The organism is Petralouisia muris (genome assembly GCF_004793545.1).
Lineage (GTDB): Bacteria > Bacillota > Clostridia > Lachnospirales > Lachnospiraceae > Petralouisia > Petralouisia muris.
The window spans coordinates 1-18473 of sequence record NZ_SRYA01000037.1; the positions used below are offsets into that span (position 1 = coordinate 1).

26 protein-coding genes are annotated in these 18473 nt (G+C 33.5%); 1 reads left to right on the plus strand and 25 read right to left on the minus strand.

The genetic code is table 11. The annotated features are described in order from the left end of the window. Positions 1–200 precede the first annotated feature (200 nt). The 18 genes from E5329_RS16890 to E5329_RS16985 form a co-directional block, all read right to left on the minus strand. Positions 201–1205 carry a DUF4062 domain-containing protein gene (locus E5329_RS16890; RefSeq protein WP_135990618.1) on the minus strand — a complete coding sequence of 335 codons (1005 nt, stop codon included), beginning with the start codon at positions 1203–1205 and terminating at the stop codon, positions 201–203. 55 nt (positions 1206–1260) lie between these two features. Continuing rightward, the gene (locus E5329_RS16895) at positions 1261–1512 is read right to left on the minus strand and encodes an antA/AntB antirepressor family protein (protein WP_275443396.1); all 252 of its coding nucleotides are present in this window, start codon (positions 1510–1512) and stop codon (positions 1261–1263) included. Positions 1513–1628: 116 nt separating this feature from the next. After that, positions 1629–2060, minus strand: a complete 432-nt coding sequence (locus tag E5329_RS16900; protein ID WP_275443380.1) for a hypothetical protein — start codon at positions 2058–2060, stop codon at positions 1629–1631. Positions 2061–2703: 643 nt separating this feature from the next. Beyond that, complete coding sequence (locus tag E5329_RS16915) at positions 2704–2973, minus strand: helix-turn-helix domain-containing protein (RefSeq protein WP_135990621.1); 270 nt, start codon at positions 2971–2973, stop codon at positions 2704–2706. Continuing rightward, a complete protein-coding gene (locus E5329_RS16920; protein WP_135990622.1) occupies positions 2963–3154 on the minus strand; it encodes a hypothetical protein in 192 nt (63 codons plus the stop codon). The genes E5329_RS16915 and E5329_RS16920 overlap by 11 nt, the downstream gene beginning before the upstream one ends. Positions 3155–3262: 108 nt before the next feature. Beyond that, positions 3263–4420, minus strand: coding sequence for a ParB/RepB/Spo0J family partition protein (locus E5329_RS16925; protein ID WP_135990623.1), 1158 nt, complete (start codon positions 4418–4420; stop codon positions 3263–3265). Between the two features lie 124 nt (positions 4421–4544). Then, the gene (locus E5329_RS16930; RefSeq protein WP_135990624.1) at positions 4545–5249 is read right to left on the minus strand and encodes a hypothetical protein; all 705 of its coding nucleotides are present in this window, start codon (positions 5247–5249) and stop codon (positions 4545–4547) included. Positions 5250–5254: 5 nt separating this feature from the next. Then, a complete protein-coding gene (locus tag E5329_RS16935) occupies positions 5255–5923 on the minus strand; it encodes a hypothetical protein (RefSeq protein WP_135990625.1) in 669 nt (222 codons plus the stop codon). A gap of 5 nt (positions 5924–5928) precedes the next feature. Further along, complete coding sequence (locus tag E5329_RS16940) at positions 5929–6243, minus strand: hypothetical protein (protein WP_135990626.1); 315 nt, start codon at positions 6241–6243, stop codon at positions 5929–5931. A gap of 58 nt (positions 6244–6301) precedes the next feature. Further along, on the minus strand, positions 6302–7528 hold the full coding sequence (clpX, locus tag E5329_RS16945; protein ID WP_135990627.1) for an ATP-dependent Clp protease ATP-binding subunit ClpX: 1227 nt from the start codon (positions 7526–7528) through the stop codon (positions 6302–6304). Between the two features lie 244 nt (positions 7529–7772). Beyond that, complete coding sequence (locus tag E5329_RS16950; protein WP_135990628.1) at positions 7773–8420, minus strand: hypothetical protein; 648 nt, start codon at positions 8418–8420, stop codon at positions 7773–7775. Between the two features lie 2 nt (positions 8421–8422). After that, the gene (locus E5329_RS16955) at positions 8423–8764 is read right to left on the minus strand and encodes a hypothetical protein (RefSeq protein ID WP_135990629.1); all 342 of its coding nucleotides are present in this window, start codon (positions 8762–8764) and stop codon (positions 8423–8425) included. A 25-nt stretch (positions 8765–8789) separates the two neighbouring features. Further along, positions 8790–9506 (minus strand): hypothetical protein, encoded by a 717-nt coding sequence (locus E5329_RS16960; protein ID WP_275443381.1) that lies wholly within the window; start codon positions 9504–9506, stop codon positions 8790–8792. 494 nt (positions 9507–10000) lie between these two features. Next, positions 10001–10288, minus strand: a complete 288-nt coding sequence (locus tag E5329_RS16965; protein ID WP_135990630.1) for a hypothetical protein — start codon at positions 10286–10288, stop codon at positions 10001–10003. 49 nt (positions 10289–10337) lie between these two features. Further along, positions 10338–10703 carry a hypothetical protein gene (locus E5329_RS16970; RefSeq protein ID WP_135990631.1) on the minus strand — a complete coding sequence of 122 codons (366 nt, stop codon included), beginning with the start codon at positions 10701–10703 and terminating at the stop codon, positions 10338–10340. Between the two features lie 40 nt (positions 10704–10743). Beyond that, positions 10744–11151: a hypothetical protein gene (locus E5329_RS16975; RefSeq protein ID WP_135990632.1), complete on the minus strand. Its 408-nt coding sequence runs from the start codon at positions 11149–11151 to the stop codon at positions 10744–10746. A gap of 4 nt (positions 11152–11155) precedes the next feature. Further along, positions 11156–11491, minus strand: a complete 336-nt coding sequence (locus tag E5329_RS16980) for a hypothetical protein (protein WP_135990633.1) — start codon at positions 11489–11491, stop codon at positions 11156–11158. A gap of 68 nt (positions 11492–11559) precedes the next feature. Then, positions 11560–12024, minus strand: a complete 465-nt coding sequence (locus tag E5329_RS16985) for a hypothetical protein (RefSeq protein WP_135990634.1) — start codon at positions 12022–12024, stop codon at positions 11560–11562. A gap of 1020 nt (positions 12025–13044) precedes the next feature. Here E5329_RS16985 and E5329_RS16990 point away from each other — a divergent pair. After that, the gene (locus E5329_RS16990) at positions 13045–13242 is read left to right on the plus strand and encodes a helix-turn-helix domain-containing protein (protein WP_135990635.1); all 198 of its coding nucleotides are present in this window, start codon (positions 13045–13047) and stop codon (positions 13240–13242) included. A 585-nt stretch (positions 13243–13827) separates the two neighbouring features. Here E5329_RS16990 and E5329_RS16995 read toward each other — a convergent pair. The 7 genes from E5329_RS16995 to E5329_RS17020 form a co-directional block, all read right to left on the minus strand. After that, positions 13828–14415, minus strand: a complete 588-nt coding sequence (locus tag E5329_RS16995) for an Ntn hydrolase family protein (protein ID WP_135990636.1) — start codon at positions 14413–14415, stop codon at positions 13828–13830. 357 nt (positions 14416–14772) lie between these two features. After that, positions 14773–15036 carry a hypothetical protein gene (locus E5329_RS29845; protein ID WP_168356660.1) on the minus strand — a complete coding sequence of 88 codons (264 nt, stop codon included), beginning with the start codon at positions 15034–15036 and terminating at the stop codon, positions 14773–14775. Between the two features lie 62 nt (positions 15037–15098). After that, the gene (locus E5329_RS17000; protein ID WP_135990637.1) at positions 15099–15803 is read right to left on the minus strand and encodes a hypothetical protein; all 705 of its coding nucleotides are present in this window, start codon (positions 15801–15803) and stop codon (positions 15099–15101) included. Positions 15804–16805: 1002 nt separating this feature from the next. Then, positions 16806–17231 (minus strand): type II toxin-antitoxin system VapC family toxin, encoded by a 426-nt coding sequence (locus E5329_RS17005; RefSeq protein ID WP_135990638.1) that lies wholly within the window; start codon positions 17229–17231, stop codon positions 16806–16808. Next, on the minus strand, positions 17218–17442 hold the full coding sequence (locus tag E5329_RS17010) for a hypothetical protein (protein WP_135990639.1): 225 nt from the start codon (positions 17440–17442) through the stop codon (positions 17218–17220). Before E5329_RS17010 ends, E5329_RS17005 begins: the two co-directional genes overlap by 14 nt. Positions 17443–17790: 348 nt before the next feature. Continuing rightward, on the minus strand, positions 17791–18210 hold the full coding sequence (locus E5329_RS17015; RefSeq protein ID WP_135990640.1) for a type II toxin-antitoxin system VapC family toxin: 420 nt from the start codon (positions 18208–18210) through the stop codon (positions 17791–17793). Next, on the minus strand, positions 18197–18448 hold the full coding sequence (locus tag E5329_RS17020; protein WP_135990641.1) for a hypothetical protein: 252 nt from the start codon (positions 18446–18448) through the stop codon (positions 18197–18199). The genes E5329_RS17015 and E5329_RS17020 overlap by 14 nt, the downstream gene beginning before the upstream one ends. Between the last annotated feature and the right edge of the window lie 25 nt (positions 18449–18473).

Here is an 18473-nt window from a genome sequence, read left to right on the forward strand (position 1 = left end):
CGGAAATTTCTGAAGCCTTATAAAACAAGGGATTCGAGTTTCCGAGAGTACACTATTTATATGAGAGGTTTTTGTGCTAATATTATAAATCACAAACGTTTGTTCTATGTTGCTTTTATAAGTATACCGAATGTATGTTCCCTTGTCAAGATAAAATTTTACCAGCCACCGTTTTTAATTTTGGGGGCTGGTAAAATTTCTCACCTTTTTACTGTTTTTAATTCTACCAAATATCTACTTCCCTTTTCGGTGATTTCTATCGCTTCTACCAGTCCTCCATTAATCAATTTTTTCTGGTAACATTTAATCAAACCAAGTGCGAATAATTGAATTTTTATTGTTTGAGCACAATCATCATTTATGTAAGAAACATCTGCATTATAAACTGAATTAATCGCTTTTGCAAGTTTTGATTCAAATCCATTAAAATCTATTGGTGCAGTAAGATATGGTGCAATAGATGAAAAAATTTCATCCCAAGTCAAAGTAATCTGTCTTTTTTCGGTATATCTTGTTAATTTAAATTCTCCTGACTTACTAATAAATTTCTTTCCTTGAATAATATACTTTTCACTTCCACAAGCAATATCCTCTCTTTGTTTTGTTAATTCATCATACTTTCCCTTTAACTCTCTATATTCCTTTTCAATCTTTTCCTTCTCTTTATGCAGTTCATTGATCTGTGATAGCAAATCAACACTATCTTCAATATTTCCCCTTGTCCACCCCATTTGTGGATTATCAGCAACTTCTTCAACTAAACTAATTATAACTGATGATGTTAGTTCAGACGATGTATGCCACATTTTACAAAGCCTCCCATCTGATACCTTATTCCTGAATTTTTCTAACAACTCACGGTTTTCATCATCTCTTTTTTCAACTGGCAAATTATAAGGATCATCATGGAGAAATGCTAAAACAGGAATACCCTTTTCAACCGCATAATCATATTCCTGTTCTGTAAAGCTCTTACCTGCACTTGGATTAATTGAACCATATCTCGCACCTACAATAAGTATATAATAATCACAAGTATCAATAATTTTCTTGATATATTTAAACTGCTCATCATTAGATGCAGCAAACATTTCCATCCCTGCTGGTATATACTTAGCATTCAATAAGCCTTCAATAATCGCTTTTCTTTCTTCTTTCAAATCTGTAAATGTAGAGCTTACAAATACCTGGTAACGCTTGTCCATATAATATCCCTCCCCAAATAATATGAACAAATCATACCACACCAACCAAAATTATTCAATTATCAATGTCCAAAAATTCATTCTCCACCATAGACAATTCCTTGGCCATATCAAGAGTGAGAGAATAGCAGTTTACTTTTACATTTTTACGTTCCCCCGTTTTGGTGAACGTTAATTTATAATCTTCACCATTGATAAATTCATATTTCTTGATTTTCCCTTTAATCCAATCTGTAAATTTTTTGCCAACTCCCAATTCCTTATGTAATATCCTAGCATCAATCCAGGAACCATCTTTTATAACCACACTCAATTATCCTGCCAAATTCCCCTCAAAATCCATCATCCCAACAACTCTAACCTGCACACAAAAACCCGAATATAGCCGAAATAACGGCTCTACAGGCCACTGTATATGCCAATTCATAAGAAGTATTTCTCTTTTTTATTTTGTGTAAGTTCTTTATAGCCAGCATTTATACTTTTCTCACCAGATAATACTTCTTGTTTTAATGTTTCATTATCGGAATCAAGGATTTTCTTGCCCATTGAGTATGTTTTTCCTGATACACCAGCAATATTTGCAAGTTTTTCAGATGTATTTATAGGTTCTGTTTTTGGTAAATTTGCCGAAATCTGTTCCGATTTATTCTTTTCGTTGCTTTTTCTGGCTTCTTGCATAGCAACTTGTTTATTTGCTAATGCCTGTTTTTCATAAATAGGTCTATATTTTTCGGCAACAGCAATTCTCTGGATTGGAGAGAGGTTACGTCTTCCCAACTGAATATCAAGCATCCACTCCATTACTTCTTCCTTTGTATCATAAGCAACAGTACCAGTTCCAACACCAGCCATTTTTGCAAGTTCTTTGTCTGTGTGAGTGCTTTTAACTTTTTCTCCATTTGGAGAAGAAGTTAAATCTGTGCGAGTGCCTTGTGTTGACTTTGCTTATTCTTGTATTTTCTTTTTAAACTTGTCCATAACAGCTAATCTTTGGGCGGGTGGTAAATTTCGCCTACCTAACTGTGTATTAATCATCTATTCCATAACCTGTCTCTAAACATATTATTTCACCCAAATTCGGCTTTATTTCCCTCTCCCCTACCAATTCCCATCCACACTCCAAAAACGCGAAATTAGCCCCGAAATCCTTTACACACGTTATAATCAGAACTAAATATGCATCCAAATCATCTAACTATTGAAAGAGTAATTTCATTGACATTCTATATCCATTCTTTTCAGTCTCCGCCTGGCTGTTTTCCGATTGTTTCTTTTATGCTTTCTCCATCCTTTATGGTTATAAGCCCAGCAAGAATATTTCCTGGCAAACTTATCCTCATACGATAACTGCTTATAAAATCCTTTCCGCACACATTCCACCTCAATAATATTCTTTATATACTTCTCATTGGCATAAACCAATAGCAGAGACATATAATACCAATCATCCTGCTTTCACTTTTTACCGATTTATCCATCTGACCATATTTTGTTTTTAATATCCCATATTAGACAGATATGTATTTAAACTTCCTACTTCCAGGCAAAAAAGATTCTTATTGTTGTCAGAAGTTCCTATATCTTTATTATGCTTCCATTGTGACAATGCACTTTCATGAATCTTCGTTTTTCTTGCAATTTCTCTTTGCGTTGTTTTCGTCTCTTTTATAAATTTTTTCATCCTGTCCCTTAAATGATTATTCATTTCTTCTTTTGATTGGAATTTCCTACTATATTCCAACCAGGAATCATAACTATCTTCCATCTTTTTTATCCTTCCATTCATTAAAATCAATCACTTCCGCTTGTCCACCATTATTTATAAGCTTCACTTTGTAATTTTTAAATTCTTCAATATTCCAAATTTCACTTTCTGGAACATCATCAATATTCAGATCCGTCTCTTTGGCCTCTATATATGAGTGCAGCCATTGGATGCCTGTCACTTCATAAACCTTATTTCCTACTGATATATACTTGATTTTCGTATCGTTAATTGCCTGGTTCCTCCTTGTACGCATTTTCTATTAACAAACAATCTATCATAGGGGATATTAAATCCCCCACATAACTTTCAACTGGTTTAAACATTGCATGGCTTCTACATCTCCACCTTCGTCTGGATGTACACTCTTTGCTAATGTTTTATAACATTGTTTGTAGAAATCTTTACATTTGTTAGTATCATTTATAAGTGCATCTTTATATTCTTTTTCAAACTTTTTACTACGTTCCTCTGTTTTCTTGTGATTCCATTCAACATCTTCTTTATGGGCTTTCTTCCATAACATAATAAAATCATTCTTATACTTTTCAGGAATATGTCTTATCCATGTACTACTAGGTGTTTCATCACTATAAACACCACATTCAAGCAATATTTGTTTCTTCCCACTAACTTCAATATAAAATATGCAATGCCTAACTTCCAGATACTCATATTTACATTCCACAAACTCATATTTTAATTCACATGGAATATCCAACGATTCAAATAAGGAACTGCGCCTACGCATCAGTGATTCTCTTTCAGTCCTCAAAGAAGATATTTCTTTATCAATCTCATTCATACGGTTGTCAAATTCTATGATTTTCTGTTCTGGTGTGATTGACTCTTTTTCTTTTGGTTTCGGATTCTTTATTTCCTGATATGCCTTGTCAACAGATATTTTCTTTTCTCGTAGTTTTTGCTTTACTTCTTCATTGTCAGACTGCATAACCTTATCCAATTTACTATATGTACCCTTTGAAACACCTACAGATTTTGCCATTTCCTCTTGAACATTAACTTTTACCAAATTTGGTAAACCTTTACCACCTAAAGATTGGTTCTCTTTTGCTTTTTTCTGAAACACACTTTTAAACTTCTGTACTATCTCATATCTTTCTGTTTCAGTTAAATTCCTACGTCCTAATTGTTGTTCAAGCATCCACTGTTTAACATCTTCTCTTGACTCCAACTCACCCATAATTTTATAATCCTGCCAATAGTGCCATTCAATGTCATGCTTTTTCAATATGTTATAACGGTTATGTCCATCTATAATTATCCAGTCACCTGAACTTGGTTCCTGCCATATTTTGATAGGATCTAACATTCCATACTGTAAAATACTGTTTTCAAGTTTCTCTGATTCTTCTGGTGTCAAAACAGGTAATAATTCCTCAAATTCTTTATCAACTGTTAAATCTTTGATATTTACATATGCCATACTAATATCTCTCCTTTTTCACCACTTGGTTTAAACCAACCGCTCCTATATCCAATGGCAGAGATAAGGAATATCCTCATAATTCTCTTTACCTGTCTAACTGACAGACCATATAATACTCAATTCACTTCACAATCTGCAAATGACTTACTCTTTTCGGCTTCATAATATCGCCTGTCTGCTTATTAATCATGATCCCGGTTTCCTTATCCATTTTATATGTAGGAATCCCCAAATCATCAAGCCATGTTTCTGCTATACCTTTTCCAGTCTGTGACCGATAAATCGCACTCATGGCAGTAGTAAATTCAATATAAGCATGTCTTAAATCTGCATTCATATAATCCCATAGCAATTCTGATAACTCATTCCTGCCTATTGGCTTATCCCAATCCATTTTAGACAGAACTTCCATTGTAGAGAAATAGTCTTTCTCTTCCCATTTTGCACCTTTGTAATACTTTTCTATTGGAAATGTATTTACAAAATTCCTCAGTGTCAGGCACCCTAAAACACCAAAGATACTGTCTATCAGTTGAAAACGATATTGGTTTTGCTCCAGTGTTTTAGGCTCATCTATTCCTAATTTCATATTCTCTCTTGAAACATCACGGCATGAACAAATATATTTAATGCCAACAAATCCGACTTTTGCCAGTTTGTCTTGTGGCAGCTTGTATAAGGTTCCATACTCTTCTGTGTATCTCATAACCATATCAAAGAAATACCTTTCCCATATCTCATTTATTTGGGCAATTTTACTGATTCGATCCATTTCTTTGATTTTATCTTCATTTGTTGAATTGATTACTGTAAATTTATTGCTCATACTTTTTATTCTCCTGTAATACACATTTTTATATGCTTATCAAATTGACTTTGAGGATTATCATAAATTATAATTTCTTCACATTGAATATTTTTAATTTTTCGATAATCACAAACCACTTCTTTTTCGTTTCTACTGCTAAATAGTGCAAGTATATCTTTTTTATTAATTGTTCCAATAAATACATAACACTTATCGCCATTATGTCCAAAACGTCTTGCAAACCAATCAGCAACACTTTTATCAATAGTCCATGATAACCCACGATAATTATTTATTTTTACTCCACGATAAATAGTAACTGTTTTTTCGTCTGATAAATCATCAATATCTGATTGAAGTAATGGCGATTTCTCAGCCATTTTAATAAATTTAATCATTTTTGCTTTACTCATACCACAACGATAGAATCTTTCTTGCATAGTCCAGATAGAATACACTGCATCTGCACATTCCTGATCGGTTATTATCTCCAACTTATGCAGCCAATTCAAATAATCAAAACGATTCCCTTTATTAACGGCACTCAAGCATTGAGAAAATCTATCCGCTTTTTCAATCCACCCTAATCTTCTTTGTTTTTCATCTTTTCCATAATAGAAACTGTCATATTCTAAAGAAGATATGTATATGCAAAAAGCATTTTTTATTGTCTCTATATCTATTTGAATCACCAATCCTATTCGCAAACCACTAAATTAATAATCTTACATTCAGCAATTAACTCTTCATATTCAATTTTTACAAATTTGTCTTTCTCCAAGCCATAGTTTATTGCATCTAAAAATGTAAATATAAGACAATCCTTTATACTCTCGTCAAATATATTCCCACTAAGACACACGCTGTTACTCTGTGCATCTTTTATACTCATATTTTCACAATCAAGATTATCTGTACACCAGATTCCTACTGGTGTACTAAATAAACCTGACAATCCTGCATAATCGTCTAAAATATCAGGAACCTCATATACTTTTTTTCTTGTTATCATATCCATTACCTCATGTCCTATAATTAGCAAAATCCGAAACTTTCGGATAATGCCATCCTCACGCTATTTTCTTATTCTTACCACCATAAATAATCGCCTCTTCTGTACCCTCAATAACACCAGAAGTCACAACTACTTTTTTCACATCTGTTCTATCTGGTATGGAGAACATAACATTCTGCATTGCCTTTTCAATGATACTTCTCAATCCTCTTGCACCTATTTCCTTCTTAATTGCCAGTTCAGCAATCCTTTTCAGTGCATCATCTTCAAATTCTAACTTCATGCCATCCATCGCAAGTAACTCTTTATATTGCTTTGTGAGTGCGTTTTTCGGCTCTGTAAGTATCTTAACAAGATCATCTTCAGATAATGGCTGCAATGTTGTTACAACTGGTAATCTACCGATTAATTCAGGCATTAAACCGTATTTGACCAAATCTTTTTGCTGTACACCTGATAAATCCAAGGTATCCCTGGCAGGAACACCTTTAATATCAGCATTAAATCCAATAGGTTTACTATCTGCTCCCTTATGTACTATCTTCTCTAATCCATCAAAAGCACCGCCACAAATGAACAAAATATTTGATGTATCAAGATTTACACAATCAGCTTGTGGATGCTTACGACCGCCAGACAAAGGAACTCTTGATATAGTACCCTCTATAATCTTCAGTAATGCCTGTTGAACTCCTTCACCGCCTACATCCCGAGTAGTTGATACATTATCACTTTTTCTTGTGATTTTATCTATTTCATCAATATAGATAATCCCTTTTTCAGCTAACTTGTTGTCATAATCTGCATTCTGTAATAATGTAAGAAGTATGCTTTCAACATCGTCACCAACATAACCAGCCTCCGTGAGCGTGGTTGCATCCGCAATAGCAAACGGAACTCCCAAAAATTTAGCCAAACTCTGAGCTAAATATGTCTTTCCACTACCAGTAGAACCAATCATTAATATATTTGATTTTTGAATCTCTACATCTGACTTTTTATTCCGCCTAAGCCTTTTGTAGTGATTATAGACTGCAACAGATAAAGTCTTTTTTGCTTCATTCTGACCAACAACATACTGATCCAGATGCGCTTTTATCTGTGATGGTGTAGCCAACTGCACATTTTCAGAGATTTCTTCCTCTTCCTGTTCTTTCAATACTTCGTTTGCTTCATGAATACATGAATCACATACATATCCGAATTTACCTTTTAATAACTGATTTACTTCTGATTTTGTTTTTCCACATAGGAAACATATTTCTGTTTGTTTATTTGCCATATATAATGTTTCTCCTTCTATCCATATAAAATATATTCCTGCAACCTTCCCCGTTCCATAAATGCCAGATATGCAGCAGGGTATATGAATTGTTATCGGTGGGACGATCACTCTGATTGCTGCACGTCAAAGGAATATCATTCCAACGCGCTTGTCCCATAAGCACTTTGAATTGTTCTTATTGAACAGTTGAATTAATAGGTATTGCCATTTTAGCAACACCTTTTTTCAACTGGCAAAATGATTACTGGTTAATATATCCCTTGCTAATATAATCTTCTCCATATAAAATGTAATTCTCCCAAAACTCAAAAGAAATATTTTTCACAACACAATGTTCTGAATCTATCTTGAATTTTTTCTTTGTAAATTGCTTTTTAGGTGTTATAACTGTTTCCAGACTATAACCCTCTATATATTCACCCTTCTTTAATTCATTTTCACCGTTACTTGAAGCTGAACCTTTAAACAGAAACATGGGGTCTATTGTAAATATTGCATTCTTCACAGATTTTGCATTTGCAAATATTTGTACGAACCTATAATCTGGATATCCTGCTAAAAACCTATACAACCTTTTAGAACAATGGTTATATTCTGTTGGTTTAATGCAATCCAAATATTTTGTTCCATGGTGTATCCTCGTTTCAAGATCAGCACTCAAAATATCATGAACCTTAATGCTTATGTCAATCTTATAAATATCAACCTTATTTTTAATACAGTTGTCAATTGCTTCGTCCATTGTTTCACCATGAGCCATATAGTAAGATTCCATGTTATCATGAATCGTACCAAAACAACATCTCCAATCAGTTGTAAACTTCATCAGAGTAAAATGTCCGTCATATTCTTTATTTGCTATATCAATTAACTTCTGTAATTCAGTCATAATCATTCTCCTTTATCCATAAAAAATTTTTCACCTACTTCTACTGGTACTCTGAAAGGTTTGTCCAGTTCTTCCTCCCTTACCACTTGTTCATCAACTTGTTTCATAATTTCAAGCATTTCTTCATCTGTTCTTCCAAGCGCCCTTCCCATTTGACGTGATGTACACCAAAAGAAATCCAGTCCGCACACATCTGTTAGTGCTAATTGCAGAAAGAAATATATGCTGTCATATGAACGGCCTTCTTTTACGCTTTCATCTATCAATGGTTCTATGTCTTCTTGCGTAATGCCAAATTTACTATAAATAGTCAAAATATTTTTTATAATCGTTTGTTTATCCATGATCGTCGTTGCTCCCTTATCATTTTCAACTGGTAAACCTATAATTTCCACTTTTCATAGGACAAAATTCTTTAACTCCATATATTTCTAACATTTTATCCATTGCCCATTTAATCTCTTGCTTATATCCTTCTTTATTCAGCACGTAGATATTAGGAACATTTTGCGGTGGCTTGTTTGCGTCTTTCTGTATGCTGCCTACTTCTTTTTTCACCAAAAGAGCCGGTATATCATTAGAAGATGTGGTCAGATAATCAATGCACTTATTGATTGTATCCTTCGACATTGAAAGTTCTTTAGCCATATTTTCTATGCTTCTCCAGAATGCCTCTGGATGATCTTTGGCATTCGATATTTCTGATCCATCCTTATTTCTACTACGGCATCCTATGTAAGAGTTGATATACAAAAATGCCATTAGAATACTTTCTCTATTCAAAGAACTATCCGCCATCATAATTGTGTCAAACTGAGAGGATGTAAGTTTACCGAATTTTTCAGTTGAGTCGAAATTTTCTGAAATTATTTTGATTTCAATAGCCGTATCATAAGACGCTGCATCTAAATCCTGTGCTATTTCAATCATTTTGTTGTTTGTCATATATTCAAGGATATCTCGTATCTCACCAACTGCTTTCGGTTTTCTCTTATGGGTTTTATATCCGTAAAAATTTAGCACTTTGCGAATAGTGATCCAACTATAGTCCTCATAGGAACGATATTTGTCAATCAGGATATACATAATATAAAATTTTCTGCTTACTCCAAATTTTGTTTTAATATTTCCCTGTATATACTCATTCGGGAACCGTGTAAAATACTCTGTTTTTTTGATGTTAATTCCTCCTTCTTTCGTTTACGAGCGTTCAGTAAAGTAGGTTTCAACCCCTACCTGATTCAATAGGGTCGTTCAGCAAAGTAGGTTTTTACCCCCACTTGCTGAACTGAATAAAGATATAACCTATTATATAACCTATTTATAAAGACAGACATATTCCGTGACATATTCCGCTACGCTACATAAGTCACTCCATAATTATTTTTTTGATTGTTTACGGTTGTTGTATTACAATTTTCTCCTACTATATATCAGTATCTAAAAAATAAAATTTTCTCTATATATTGCTTTTCTATTTATTGCATATTTAGATTGTAATGACTGTATTTATATCCTCATTCCGCTACAACAAAAATTAAATTCCATACCATTTTTCAAAATCACTACTACTGTTTCTGTTATTTTGAGTTTATCTTCTTTACTTCTTTATCAACTTCCTCATAACATTTCACGATTTCATCATATGGAATTGAAAACACATTGCATCTCACATCGTAATTTTCATCCTTGTTCCATTTTAATGTGAATTTTTTATCATCTGCACTGTATATCCTATCTGATGCAATAAAAATTTTTCCTATATTGCTGTTGGCAACTGCATTGTTTATGTATAGTTCAACTGCATATTCCTTGTTTCTTTCTAAAAATCCACCTAAAATACTTTCTGCTTTTTCTTTCATTGTCATTGATTCATTCCTCCCGTTTTCTGCTTATAATAGCCATTTCCCATTCAAATCACTTTACGATTACACATGGATATACCAAATTCATAACATATTTCTGTACTTCTGATTTCTTCATCCTACTTAAAACTGCTTTACTTAACGGTGTCGGTTTTCTTTCCCATATGACTTTAGGATTTTGGTTCTTAACAATTTTCTCAATATCCAGTTCAAAAGGAAGATCTAATTTTACTGGCTCATATATTTTTGAGATGCTATATGGTTTATTTTTATCATTAACCAAATTTTCATTAAAATCAGTTTCAAGTGAAAAGCCTTCTAAATTGTCATCAATTAATTTTCCTTTTATAACAAGATATTTTTTATCATCAAACCCTGTCTCCACTATCATATAATCTCTAATGCCACTCTTTTTCATAGCTTCATTCCTCCAACCTTCCTATAGTAGTATTCAAAAATTATTCATCTTTTTTCTCATTCACTCTCCCACCAATGGCGGTAATCAGCAAATCAGGACTATTCCCTTCAAAAGCAATTCTGTAACTTTTGCCATTTTCATATGAATATATCCCAAATATAAAACTCTCCGATAAATTGACATATAACTGTGAATTTGCGGTTGATTCTCCCCATATGCTGATCCTATATCCGTCAGAATCATTTTGTACAAGGACATTTACATTTGTAGCGGAAATATAGATATTCCCATTTGCATCTAAACGTTCGTTGCCTGTAAATGGATGAATATTTACCTTTTTACCATTAATATTTTCTGCAAAATCCTCTATCGAAAGTTCCTTTAGTCCTTCTATGGGTACTTCCATCAGTTCAAATATGTTTTTATCATGAAAATCATTTTTTGGCATAGCCTCATTCCTCCTCAATTTTTAATATTCTCTCTACATCTTCTACATTTTCGCCATCACAAACACGCAAATAAACAGTTACAACATTATCTGAATATGGATTCATGCGTCCTGAATCAAGTATATACTCTTTATCTGCATTGACGTTTTCCTGAAAATGCCAGTCAACCATATCGGCAAATATCGTCTCAGCTAAAAATTCTAAAGATTCTTTGAAACTGTCCTCAGTAAGAACGTCTATTTTATCTGACGATTTATAATGTGTCTCTGCCTTAGTAATTTGCAATAAATTGTTTGTAATTGCTTCAAGCAATTGTTTTGTTGTTGTTCTCCGTCTCATTGTTTTATATGCTCCTTTTCTCGTTACAGGCGGCATATTTGGATATACCGCCTTGTAATCATCACTTTCTACCCTAAAAGTTCATGTATCCTGTTTTTTACAGCTTTTTGCAGTTCGTAAATCTGCTCATGTGATATAGTCCTTTCTGACAGAATATTTTTCAGCAGTTCCCGATTAACATTTCCTGTATTGTAGATTTCTTCAAATATCCTCCAATAGCTACGGCACATATTTTCCCAGTGGTAGGAAGCCATATCCTTCTCAACCATAAGCTCCATTGCAGTTTTCTTTACTTCTTCCGCTCCTTCTGGGCAGAAATATATAATGGAACCGTCTTCTGTTTCTGCGAATGTGCATAATATCTCCTGTTCCTCAATCCATTCTTCAATGAATTGTTCCGCTAATTCCTCTGAATCTGTCAGGTTATGGTTTTCCAAAGCATCCAAATATTGCAGCTCTATCACCTGGAAATCTGATTCTGAAATGAATGCGCCTGATGCTTCCCGTAATCTTTCTAAACTTAAATTTGTCATAGTTTTTTATCCTCCATATATTTTTATTTTTGGGAGCCAGCATTTCGCCAGCCCTCAATTAATAGTTGTTGATGGGACAGGAGCATACCCTATCAGGACTTCCATCTGTATAGAAACTTCTCCTTTTGGAAAAGAATCTTTCGCTTATAATTAGTTTTGTTTGTTACAATGAATAGACAGCGAATTTTTAAGCCGTCCTCATTGCTTTTATTCGTTCTTCTATTTACTTCTACATTTAGAAATAGAAAATTACAGAGTTTTTCATTCTAAAAGTAGAAGTAATATAGTTTATGGTTTTTAATATTTTGCTTTCAGGGTACATTTAATAAGCCCTTACATCATGGAAATAGTAAGGATCAGCAAATTATTCTCTTTAATTGTCAAAATAATTGGATATACGCAGAATCGCCCTGAAATTACCACTTGACCTAAATCGCTTTTATATATAAAATACAAAAGGAAGCGTTTCTGCGCTTTGTTATATGTAGACCTGTCCATTCAGAGGTGCGCCAACACCGTTTGCATGATTGGATGGGTCTTTTTGTATCCCGTTGGTGATAAGTATAGAATATATGTTCGTATTTGTCAATAGGATTTTTAGAACTAATGTTTGTAGTTTTATTCCAATTGTGGAAATTAAAAAACTACCTTGGCACAATTATGCACCTTGGCAGTTTCCGGTCATATTATGATATTCTGCTGCATGCGAGAAATCTTGCCATGAAATCGCTGTTTTATTTCATAGGTGAATAACTATGCCTGTAACGCGGTATTTGGCTCAGATACGGGTTAAAATGGTTTTAGGGTAGATTCCTGCATTTATTGGAAACAAGGCTGAATCAGCCTGTTAATGCTCTTTATCTTATAGAATCACAAATACCCTGTATGACGTTGTTATGGAAGCTGGATGCAAGATTGCATGTTGGCGAACTGAAAACTTCATACAGGAGAATTCAATATGCATATTCCTATGATTCCTGGACAAACTCTATCCTATATGCAGATACGGAGTGATTATGAATGAAGATTATGCCAAATCAAGTTTTAAAGGATAAAGGAATATCACAAAATAAAATGGCAAAGGATACCGGAATCTCCACAACCACACTTCGGAACCTGAATCACAACAGGACTACCCGGATCAGTTTTGATATATTGGAAAAGATTTGTATTTACTTGGACTGTGGGGTAGAGGATATCCTTTGCGTGGAAAAGTGAAGATTGTCTTATTCTGCCGGATGTGGTAGAATGCTTACAGTCAGTGTAGACAGTATGGGGATAGTTCCTCGGTTGCCCTTTTCGGGAACGGAAAGGGGGTTCTATGAATACGTTAGAAATTTTAACGCTGCTCCTGGTGGTTTTCGCCGCCTTGACATACATAGATAATCACAACAACCGTAAATAGGCAGAAAAAAGCTATCCTCTACTCGCACTAGGGGATAGCCTGTGTAACTTGTAAATCATTTTGCATAAGTTTCCGTCTAGGGTAATGGGGACAAGCCAATATCTCCGTTACCTTCTACACTGATTATAAACTACCTGCATGGATTTTTCAAGTGGTAGTTTAGGAAATAGGGATGTTTCGGCATCCTCATTTTTTCGTGAGCATATATTTACGTGGTCACTAAGTCACCTATTTTCAGCATGACTATTGTAAGAAATCCAGTAAAATTAATGGTTTTCCATATGGTTCCTATCAGAAAACACCTATTTTCAATGGTTTCCGCTGATATGCAGGTGGAAAATAGGCTGTTTTTGGTAAGTTCGGTCACACAGGATTTTTAAATGGCAAAATACCTTTTATTATATTTCTTTCATAAACAAATTCGTATTTATACTGTCATCCATATCGGAGGCTTTAGAAAATAGTAAATTAATATAATCTTCCAATTCTCTACCTGGGTAATTTGTCATTACTTTCTCAAAAATAGAATCAATATCTTTAGTGCCTGGAGATAATACACTGTATACAAAACTTTTTGCAGTAGGAGTACATTCTTTAATCTCAAAATTTGTAGGCACTCCAAAATTATACAATAACATTATTCCTTTACTGTTTTTTCCCGCCACAACCATCTGAAAATCAGTAGAAACAGATTCTTTCAAATTCTTTCTATAATCTACTCCTTCTTGAGCAATCTTACAAAGAATATTTGCAGCATGATCCGCTTTTAATTTAGAAATATCTTGCTTACAAAAATTTCCAAATTGTTCTAAAAGCCATAAAGAGAATTCCCGATCACCGCTAAACCCTAAAATCACATTATCATTTATCTTTCTTGTTTTATCAAATTTTTCATCAACCACTAAATCTGTACTGGCATTTTTAACACGGCCATCACTGATTACAATTGCCCTATTTGTGAACACTATTCCTATAATTAAACTCATTTCCTATCTCCTATATAATAGCTGATCCATTTAGACAGATTAGCCTACATGGAGCTGAGTAGGTAGTTTTCCTTGCCAGGTATTCATTTATTTCAGTGACAGCAGATGTCTAAATGAACGGGATATTTCTTTTTATTGGCTTGGACAGCTTGTCCAAATCAAACCTTTTAAAGTGTTTGCTATTACTGGATATACCGTTCGTATTTTCTGTACGAAGGGTTTAAACCCATTGCTCTACTGGTATTGCAGGTACAGTGGCTTTTGAAGGACTTTGTGGCGGTTGGTTTATAAAAATTTATTGTTGCTATGATTTATTGCTATATTACATCAATATCTAATTTCATTCCAATTATTGACTCAACTCTTAAATTTCCATATCGTCAGTTTTATAAAACCAGGCAAACCTTCAAATAGTGCCAATGCTACTGTAAATCCCACTAAATTATCAGATGTAACTGATTTTTCTCCTATGTAATTGAATATTGTAAATATAGCATAATAAAAATACCACACTGATTTTACCATTTGATATGATTTTTCATGTTTCTTCATATCAGTAACATAATATATAATAATTATCACAGGAAACAATATGTATTGAATCAGCCATATAAAATTCATTACTTATTCCTCCAAACATCTTTCAAACTTAGATTTTATTCCTTTTATCTTCAATACTATAACTATTTAAAAACAAATTTTAATCTTGTGCCATCCCATGTATAAATAACCTTTATTAAATATTTACTTTTTGCATTATTTTTACATTTAAGCACAAATTCTTCTTTTTCAAAATTTATTATTCTTCTTGCTTTCTCAATGTCATCTATATAACTAAATCTCTGGGTTTCTTCCAAAAGCCTATTATAAATCACACTAGTATCATATCCCTCTTCGCAAACATATGCTACCTGTATATTAATTTTTTCACCATCTCTACCTTCTGGCCTTATCATACAATCAATATTTTTTTCAAAAACATCTCTATCTTTTAATTTAAACATACCTTTTATTAATTGTATTTCAGAAACAAATTTACCAGTATTAACATATGTAAATTGATACGGAGCCAAAACCAATCTAACATCTCTATATTCAAAATGACCACTGAGCATATTTACTAATAAGTAACTTTCCCCATCTATTATTTGATAAGAAACTCTTCCCAAAGTATCATTAATGATCGTTTTGTGATTATCAGTAAGTTTTTTATGTCCGTCATAATCCTCCAAAGAATAACAATGGAATTTAGATGGTTCAAAAAACATATCCATTAAATTTATATATGGTCTTCCTGATATATATGATTTATATAAGGATATTATGCTAATAACAAATGCCAAAATGGCAATTATCAAATTCAAAATATCAATGTTCAAAATCTCCATAGACATAATCCCTCCATAAATCTATTATTTCAAAATTGCTTTATAAATCAGCGATTTAATAAATCTTTCTCCACTATATATAGTAAATTTTACAACATCAACAGCTATATTTCTACAAAAATGAATCGACAAATAATGACAAGAATTGACAAAAGTATAAAATTTAAACAATCAGCACCATATCATTCTGCATCCATTCATTTAGTTTACATAATATTTATTTTGATAATCAAACTATATTACACCTCTCTCGAACATCCCAAACTCCTTACCCAAATACCCAACAATTCCTTATTCCACAACCAATTTCCACCATTCCTTACCAAATATGCAGCAGTCCAATAACCATCCTGAAAACTCCCACATTCCTTTATTTTACAAGCAAAAGTCCGAATTGCTTATAAATAACCACCTTTTAATAAGTTATACTTATATTTATTTCACTTTCATAAACCATGCTAATAATTCAAAATTCCCTTATAAAACATAGGATTCCTGACACTCTCCCGCCAGAGAATAAACCTGCCTACCGAACGTCCTTATTTTAGAATAACTTCTAATCTCATTTATTTCCATGATAATATATATTTCACATGTGTTTACTAGGTTATTATAAAAAATAATATCCAACATACAAAATGTCGAACCATATACCGAACTTTTTTCAAAATATAAACTTCTGCATGGTGATTCATTTTATCCCTTATGCTGCTCTGCATCTTCTCCACAAATAACCATCCATCACCAATAACAGGATATAAAGAAAGCACCGCCAGATAATCAATTCATCCTTTGGCGCTTCTCCATATTTAATTTAAAGCTGTGCTTTCTGTAACTTTCACTTTTCCATCTCTTTAAAAATGCTCTTCCATCCTCATGATAGAAATCAATCTTTTCCTATGCCGTCATATCTTTGGCAAGTTCATAATGGCATTCCAGAATCTTATGGATATCTTCAATAGTGAAATCAGGACTGATGACGGGTTTTTCCTATAACCATCCTCACACTAAATCATCCATAGTCATACATGGAAGTTCCTTTTCTTGTCTTAGCTGCTTATCATTTGTAAAAAACATATCACATCCGCTAACAATGGCTGTAGCAATCTGTAAGGCATCCATAGCTTTAAAATTTTTATATTTCCCTCTTATCTTTGCTCCTTGCTCTGCAATATTAGAATCAATATCAACAACCATTATATTCATATATTCAATAAATCTTTTGAAATTACCTGCAAATTCCATCTTACCGCTACTATATGGGAACACAAGATATTCCTCAATTGTAATAGCAGATGTTACAACCTGAATATTCTCCTTAATACACTTTTCGAAAAATTTCTTTACCGAATCCATATATAAAGCACTATTTTCCAGATAATAAATAATCGGTGCTGTATCAACAAATACTCGCTTAAATCCTGTCATTATCTCTCAACTCCCTTATATAGCTATCTGCATCCTGTCCCCGTTCTGTCGCTTGCATAACAAACTGCTCAAGGTTTATATCTCTTTTCGTTTCCGTTTCAGGCATTCCTAAAAGCCCATTCACACCCTGCATAATCTGGATCACAAAGCCCAATTTATCTTCCGGCACCTTTTCCAGCATCCTGATTGCTTCCTGTCTGATTGCTGTCATAGGCAAATACACCTCCCATTTCCTGATATCATAACTGCTTCATCCATTTACATCTATAATATAGCACTTTCCCGTGCCATATACAATCAGCACCAGAAGAAAATTTACGCTTTCCATTTGTAATCAACTAAAACGCTTCTATAAACTGCTGCAATTTTATATAAAAGAAATAGCATCCCTACCCGTCCAAAAGTGAGGATGCTTAAATTCTTGTAATTTTTGCTTTTTACTGAGGGCAAATCGGATCTTGCATCCGGTTCACTTCCTGACTAGATTATACATTAGGGCTGCTTGATTTTCAAGTGGCTCTTTTTCATGCATGTAACTTTTATTTCAATGATCCATCCCTCATTCCAATTCATCCACCGTAATGCATTTGATTTCCCTGAACTGCCTTAACTGCTTATCATTCGTCAAAAACAAATCGCATCCCGTCAAACACGCTGTTGCCAACTGCAATGCATCCATAGCTTTAAACCCTTTATATTCCGCTCTGATTTGTGCTGCTTTATCAGCTATTGTTTTATCAATACTTTTTATCTCTATATCCATCCCATTGATAAAAGCGTAAAAGGCATTTATCAACTGTAAATTGTTCTGCTGATATGGAAATGTCAAATACTCTGTTACGGTGACAGCCGATGTAACATAATCACATTCCCCATATTCTTTCCAAAACTTTTTCATATTCAGATAATATAACTCATTGCACTCCAGGTAATACACAACCGGAGATGTATCTAAAAACACTTTTTTAAAATCTGTCATTGGAACGCATCTCCTTTATATATCCGTCTATCTCTTCTACAGTTCTTCCAGTAGGGATAACAAAAGCATTTGAATCTATGAAACGTCTTCTTTTTTCCGCTCTTGCCCCATCTTTCTGCCTACTGATTTTATCTAAAATAGTAACGATCACTTCGTCACCCATATTGAGGTTTTTTCGGTCATCCTCATTTAAAACAATCTGCGTCCCATCATAATACCCTTTCAATGCTGCCAACATAATATATCCCTCCATCCCACCATTT

Coding starts and splice junctions, on each gene's coding strand:
- E5329_RS17000 (WP_135990637.1), bottom strand. CDS start 15,803: ATGGAGATTTTGAACATTGATATTTTGAATTTGATAATTGCCATTTTG.
- E5329_RS16960 (WP_275443381.1), bottom strand. CDS start 9,506: ATGTATATCCTGATTGACAAATATCGTTCCTATGAGGACTATAGTTGG.
- E5329_RS16985 (WP_135990634.1), bottom strand. CDS start 12,024: ATGACAAATTTAAGTTTAGAAAGATTACGGGAAGCATCAGGCGCATTC.
- E5329_RS16980 (WP_135990633.1), bottom strand. CDS start 11,491: ATGAGACGGAGAACAACAACAAAACAATTGCTTGAAGCAATTACAAAC.
- E5329_RS16965 (WP_135990630.1), bottom strand. CDS start 10,288: ATGACAATGAAAGAAAAAGCAGAAAGTATTTTAGGTGGATTTTTAGAA.
- E5329_RS17005 (WP_135990638.1), bottom strand. CDS start 17,231: ATGACAGGATTTAAGCGAGTATTTGTTGATACAGCACCGATTATTTAT.
- E5329_RS16890 (WP_135990618.1), bottom strand. CDS start 1,205: ATGGACAAGCGTTACCAGGTATTTGTAAGCTCTACATTTACAGATTTG.
- E5329_RS16975 (WP_135990632.1), bottom strand. CDS start 11,151: ATGCCAAAAAATGATTTTCATGATAAAAACATATTTGAACTGATGGAA.
- E5329_RS16950 (WP_135990628.1), bottom strand. CDS start 8,420: ATGACTGAATTACAGAAGTTAATTGATATAGCAAATAAAGAATATGAC.
- E5329_RS16915 (WP_135990621.1), bottom strand. CDS start 2,973: ATGGAAGATAGTTATGATTCCTGGTTGGAATATAGTAGGAAATTCCAA.
- E5329_RS16990 (WP_135990635.1), top strand. CDS start 13,045: ATGAAGATTATGCCAAATCAAGTTTTAAAGGATAAAGGAATATCACAA.
- E5329_RS16930 (WP_135990624.1), bottom strand. CDS start 5,249: ATGAGCAATAAATTTACAGTAATCAATTCAACAAATGAAGATAAAATC.
- E5329_RS29845 (WP_168356660.1), bottom strand. CDS start 15,036: ATGAATTTTATATGGCTGATTCAATACATATTGTTTCCTGTGATAATT.
- E5329_RS17020 (WP_135990641.1), bottom strand. CDS start 18,448: ATGTTGGCAGCATTGAAAGGGTATTATGATGGGACGCAGATTGTTTTA.
- E5329_RS17015 (WP_135990640.1), bottom strand. CDS start 18,210: ATGACAGATTTTAAAAAAGTGTTTTTAGATACATCTCCGGTTGTGTAT.
- E5329_RS16925 (WP_135990623.1), bottom strand. CDS start 4,420: ATGGCATATGTAAATATCAAAGATTTAACAGTTGATAAAGAATTTGAG.
- E5329_RS16970 (WP_135990631.1), bottom strand. CDS start 10,703: ATGAAAAAGAGTGGCATTAGAGATTATATGATAGTGGAGACAGGGTTT.
- E5329_RS16900 (WP_275443380.1), bottom strand. CDS start 2,060: ATGGCTGGTGTTGGAACTGGTACTGTTGCTTATGATACAAAGGAAGAA.
- E5329_RS16940 (WP_135990626.1), bottom strand. CDS start 6,243: ATGATAACAAGAAAAAAAGTATATGAGGTTCCTGATATTTTAGACGAT.
- E5329_RS17010 (WP_135990639.1), bottom strand. CDS start 17,442: ATGACAGCAATCAGACAGGAAGCAATCAGGATGCTGGAAAAGGTGCCG.
- clpX (WP_135990627.1), bottom strand. CDS start 7,528: ATGGCAAATAAACAAACAGAAATATGTTTCCTATGTGGAAAAACAAAA.
- E5329_RS16955 (WP_135990629.1), bottom strand. CDS start 8,764: ATGGATAAACAAACGATTATAAAAAATATTTTGACTATTTATAGTAAA.
- E5329_RS16995 (WP_135990636.1), bottom strand. CDS start 14,415: ATGAGTTTAATTATAGGAATAGTGTTCACAAATAGGGCAATTGTAATC.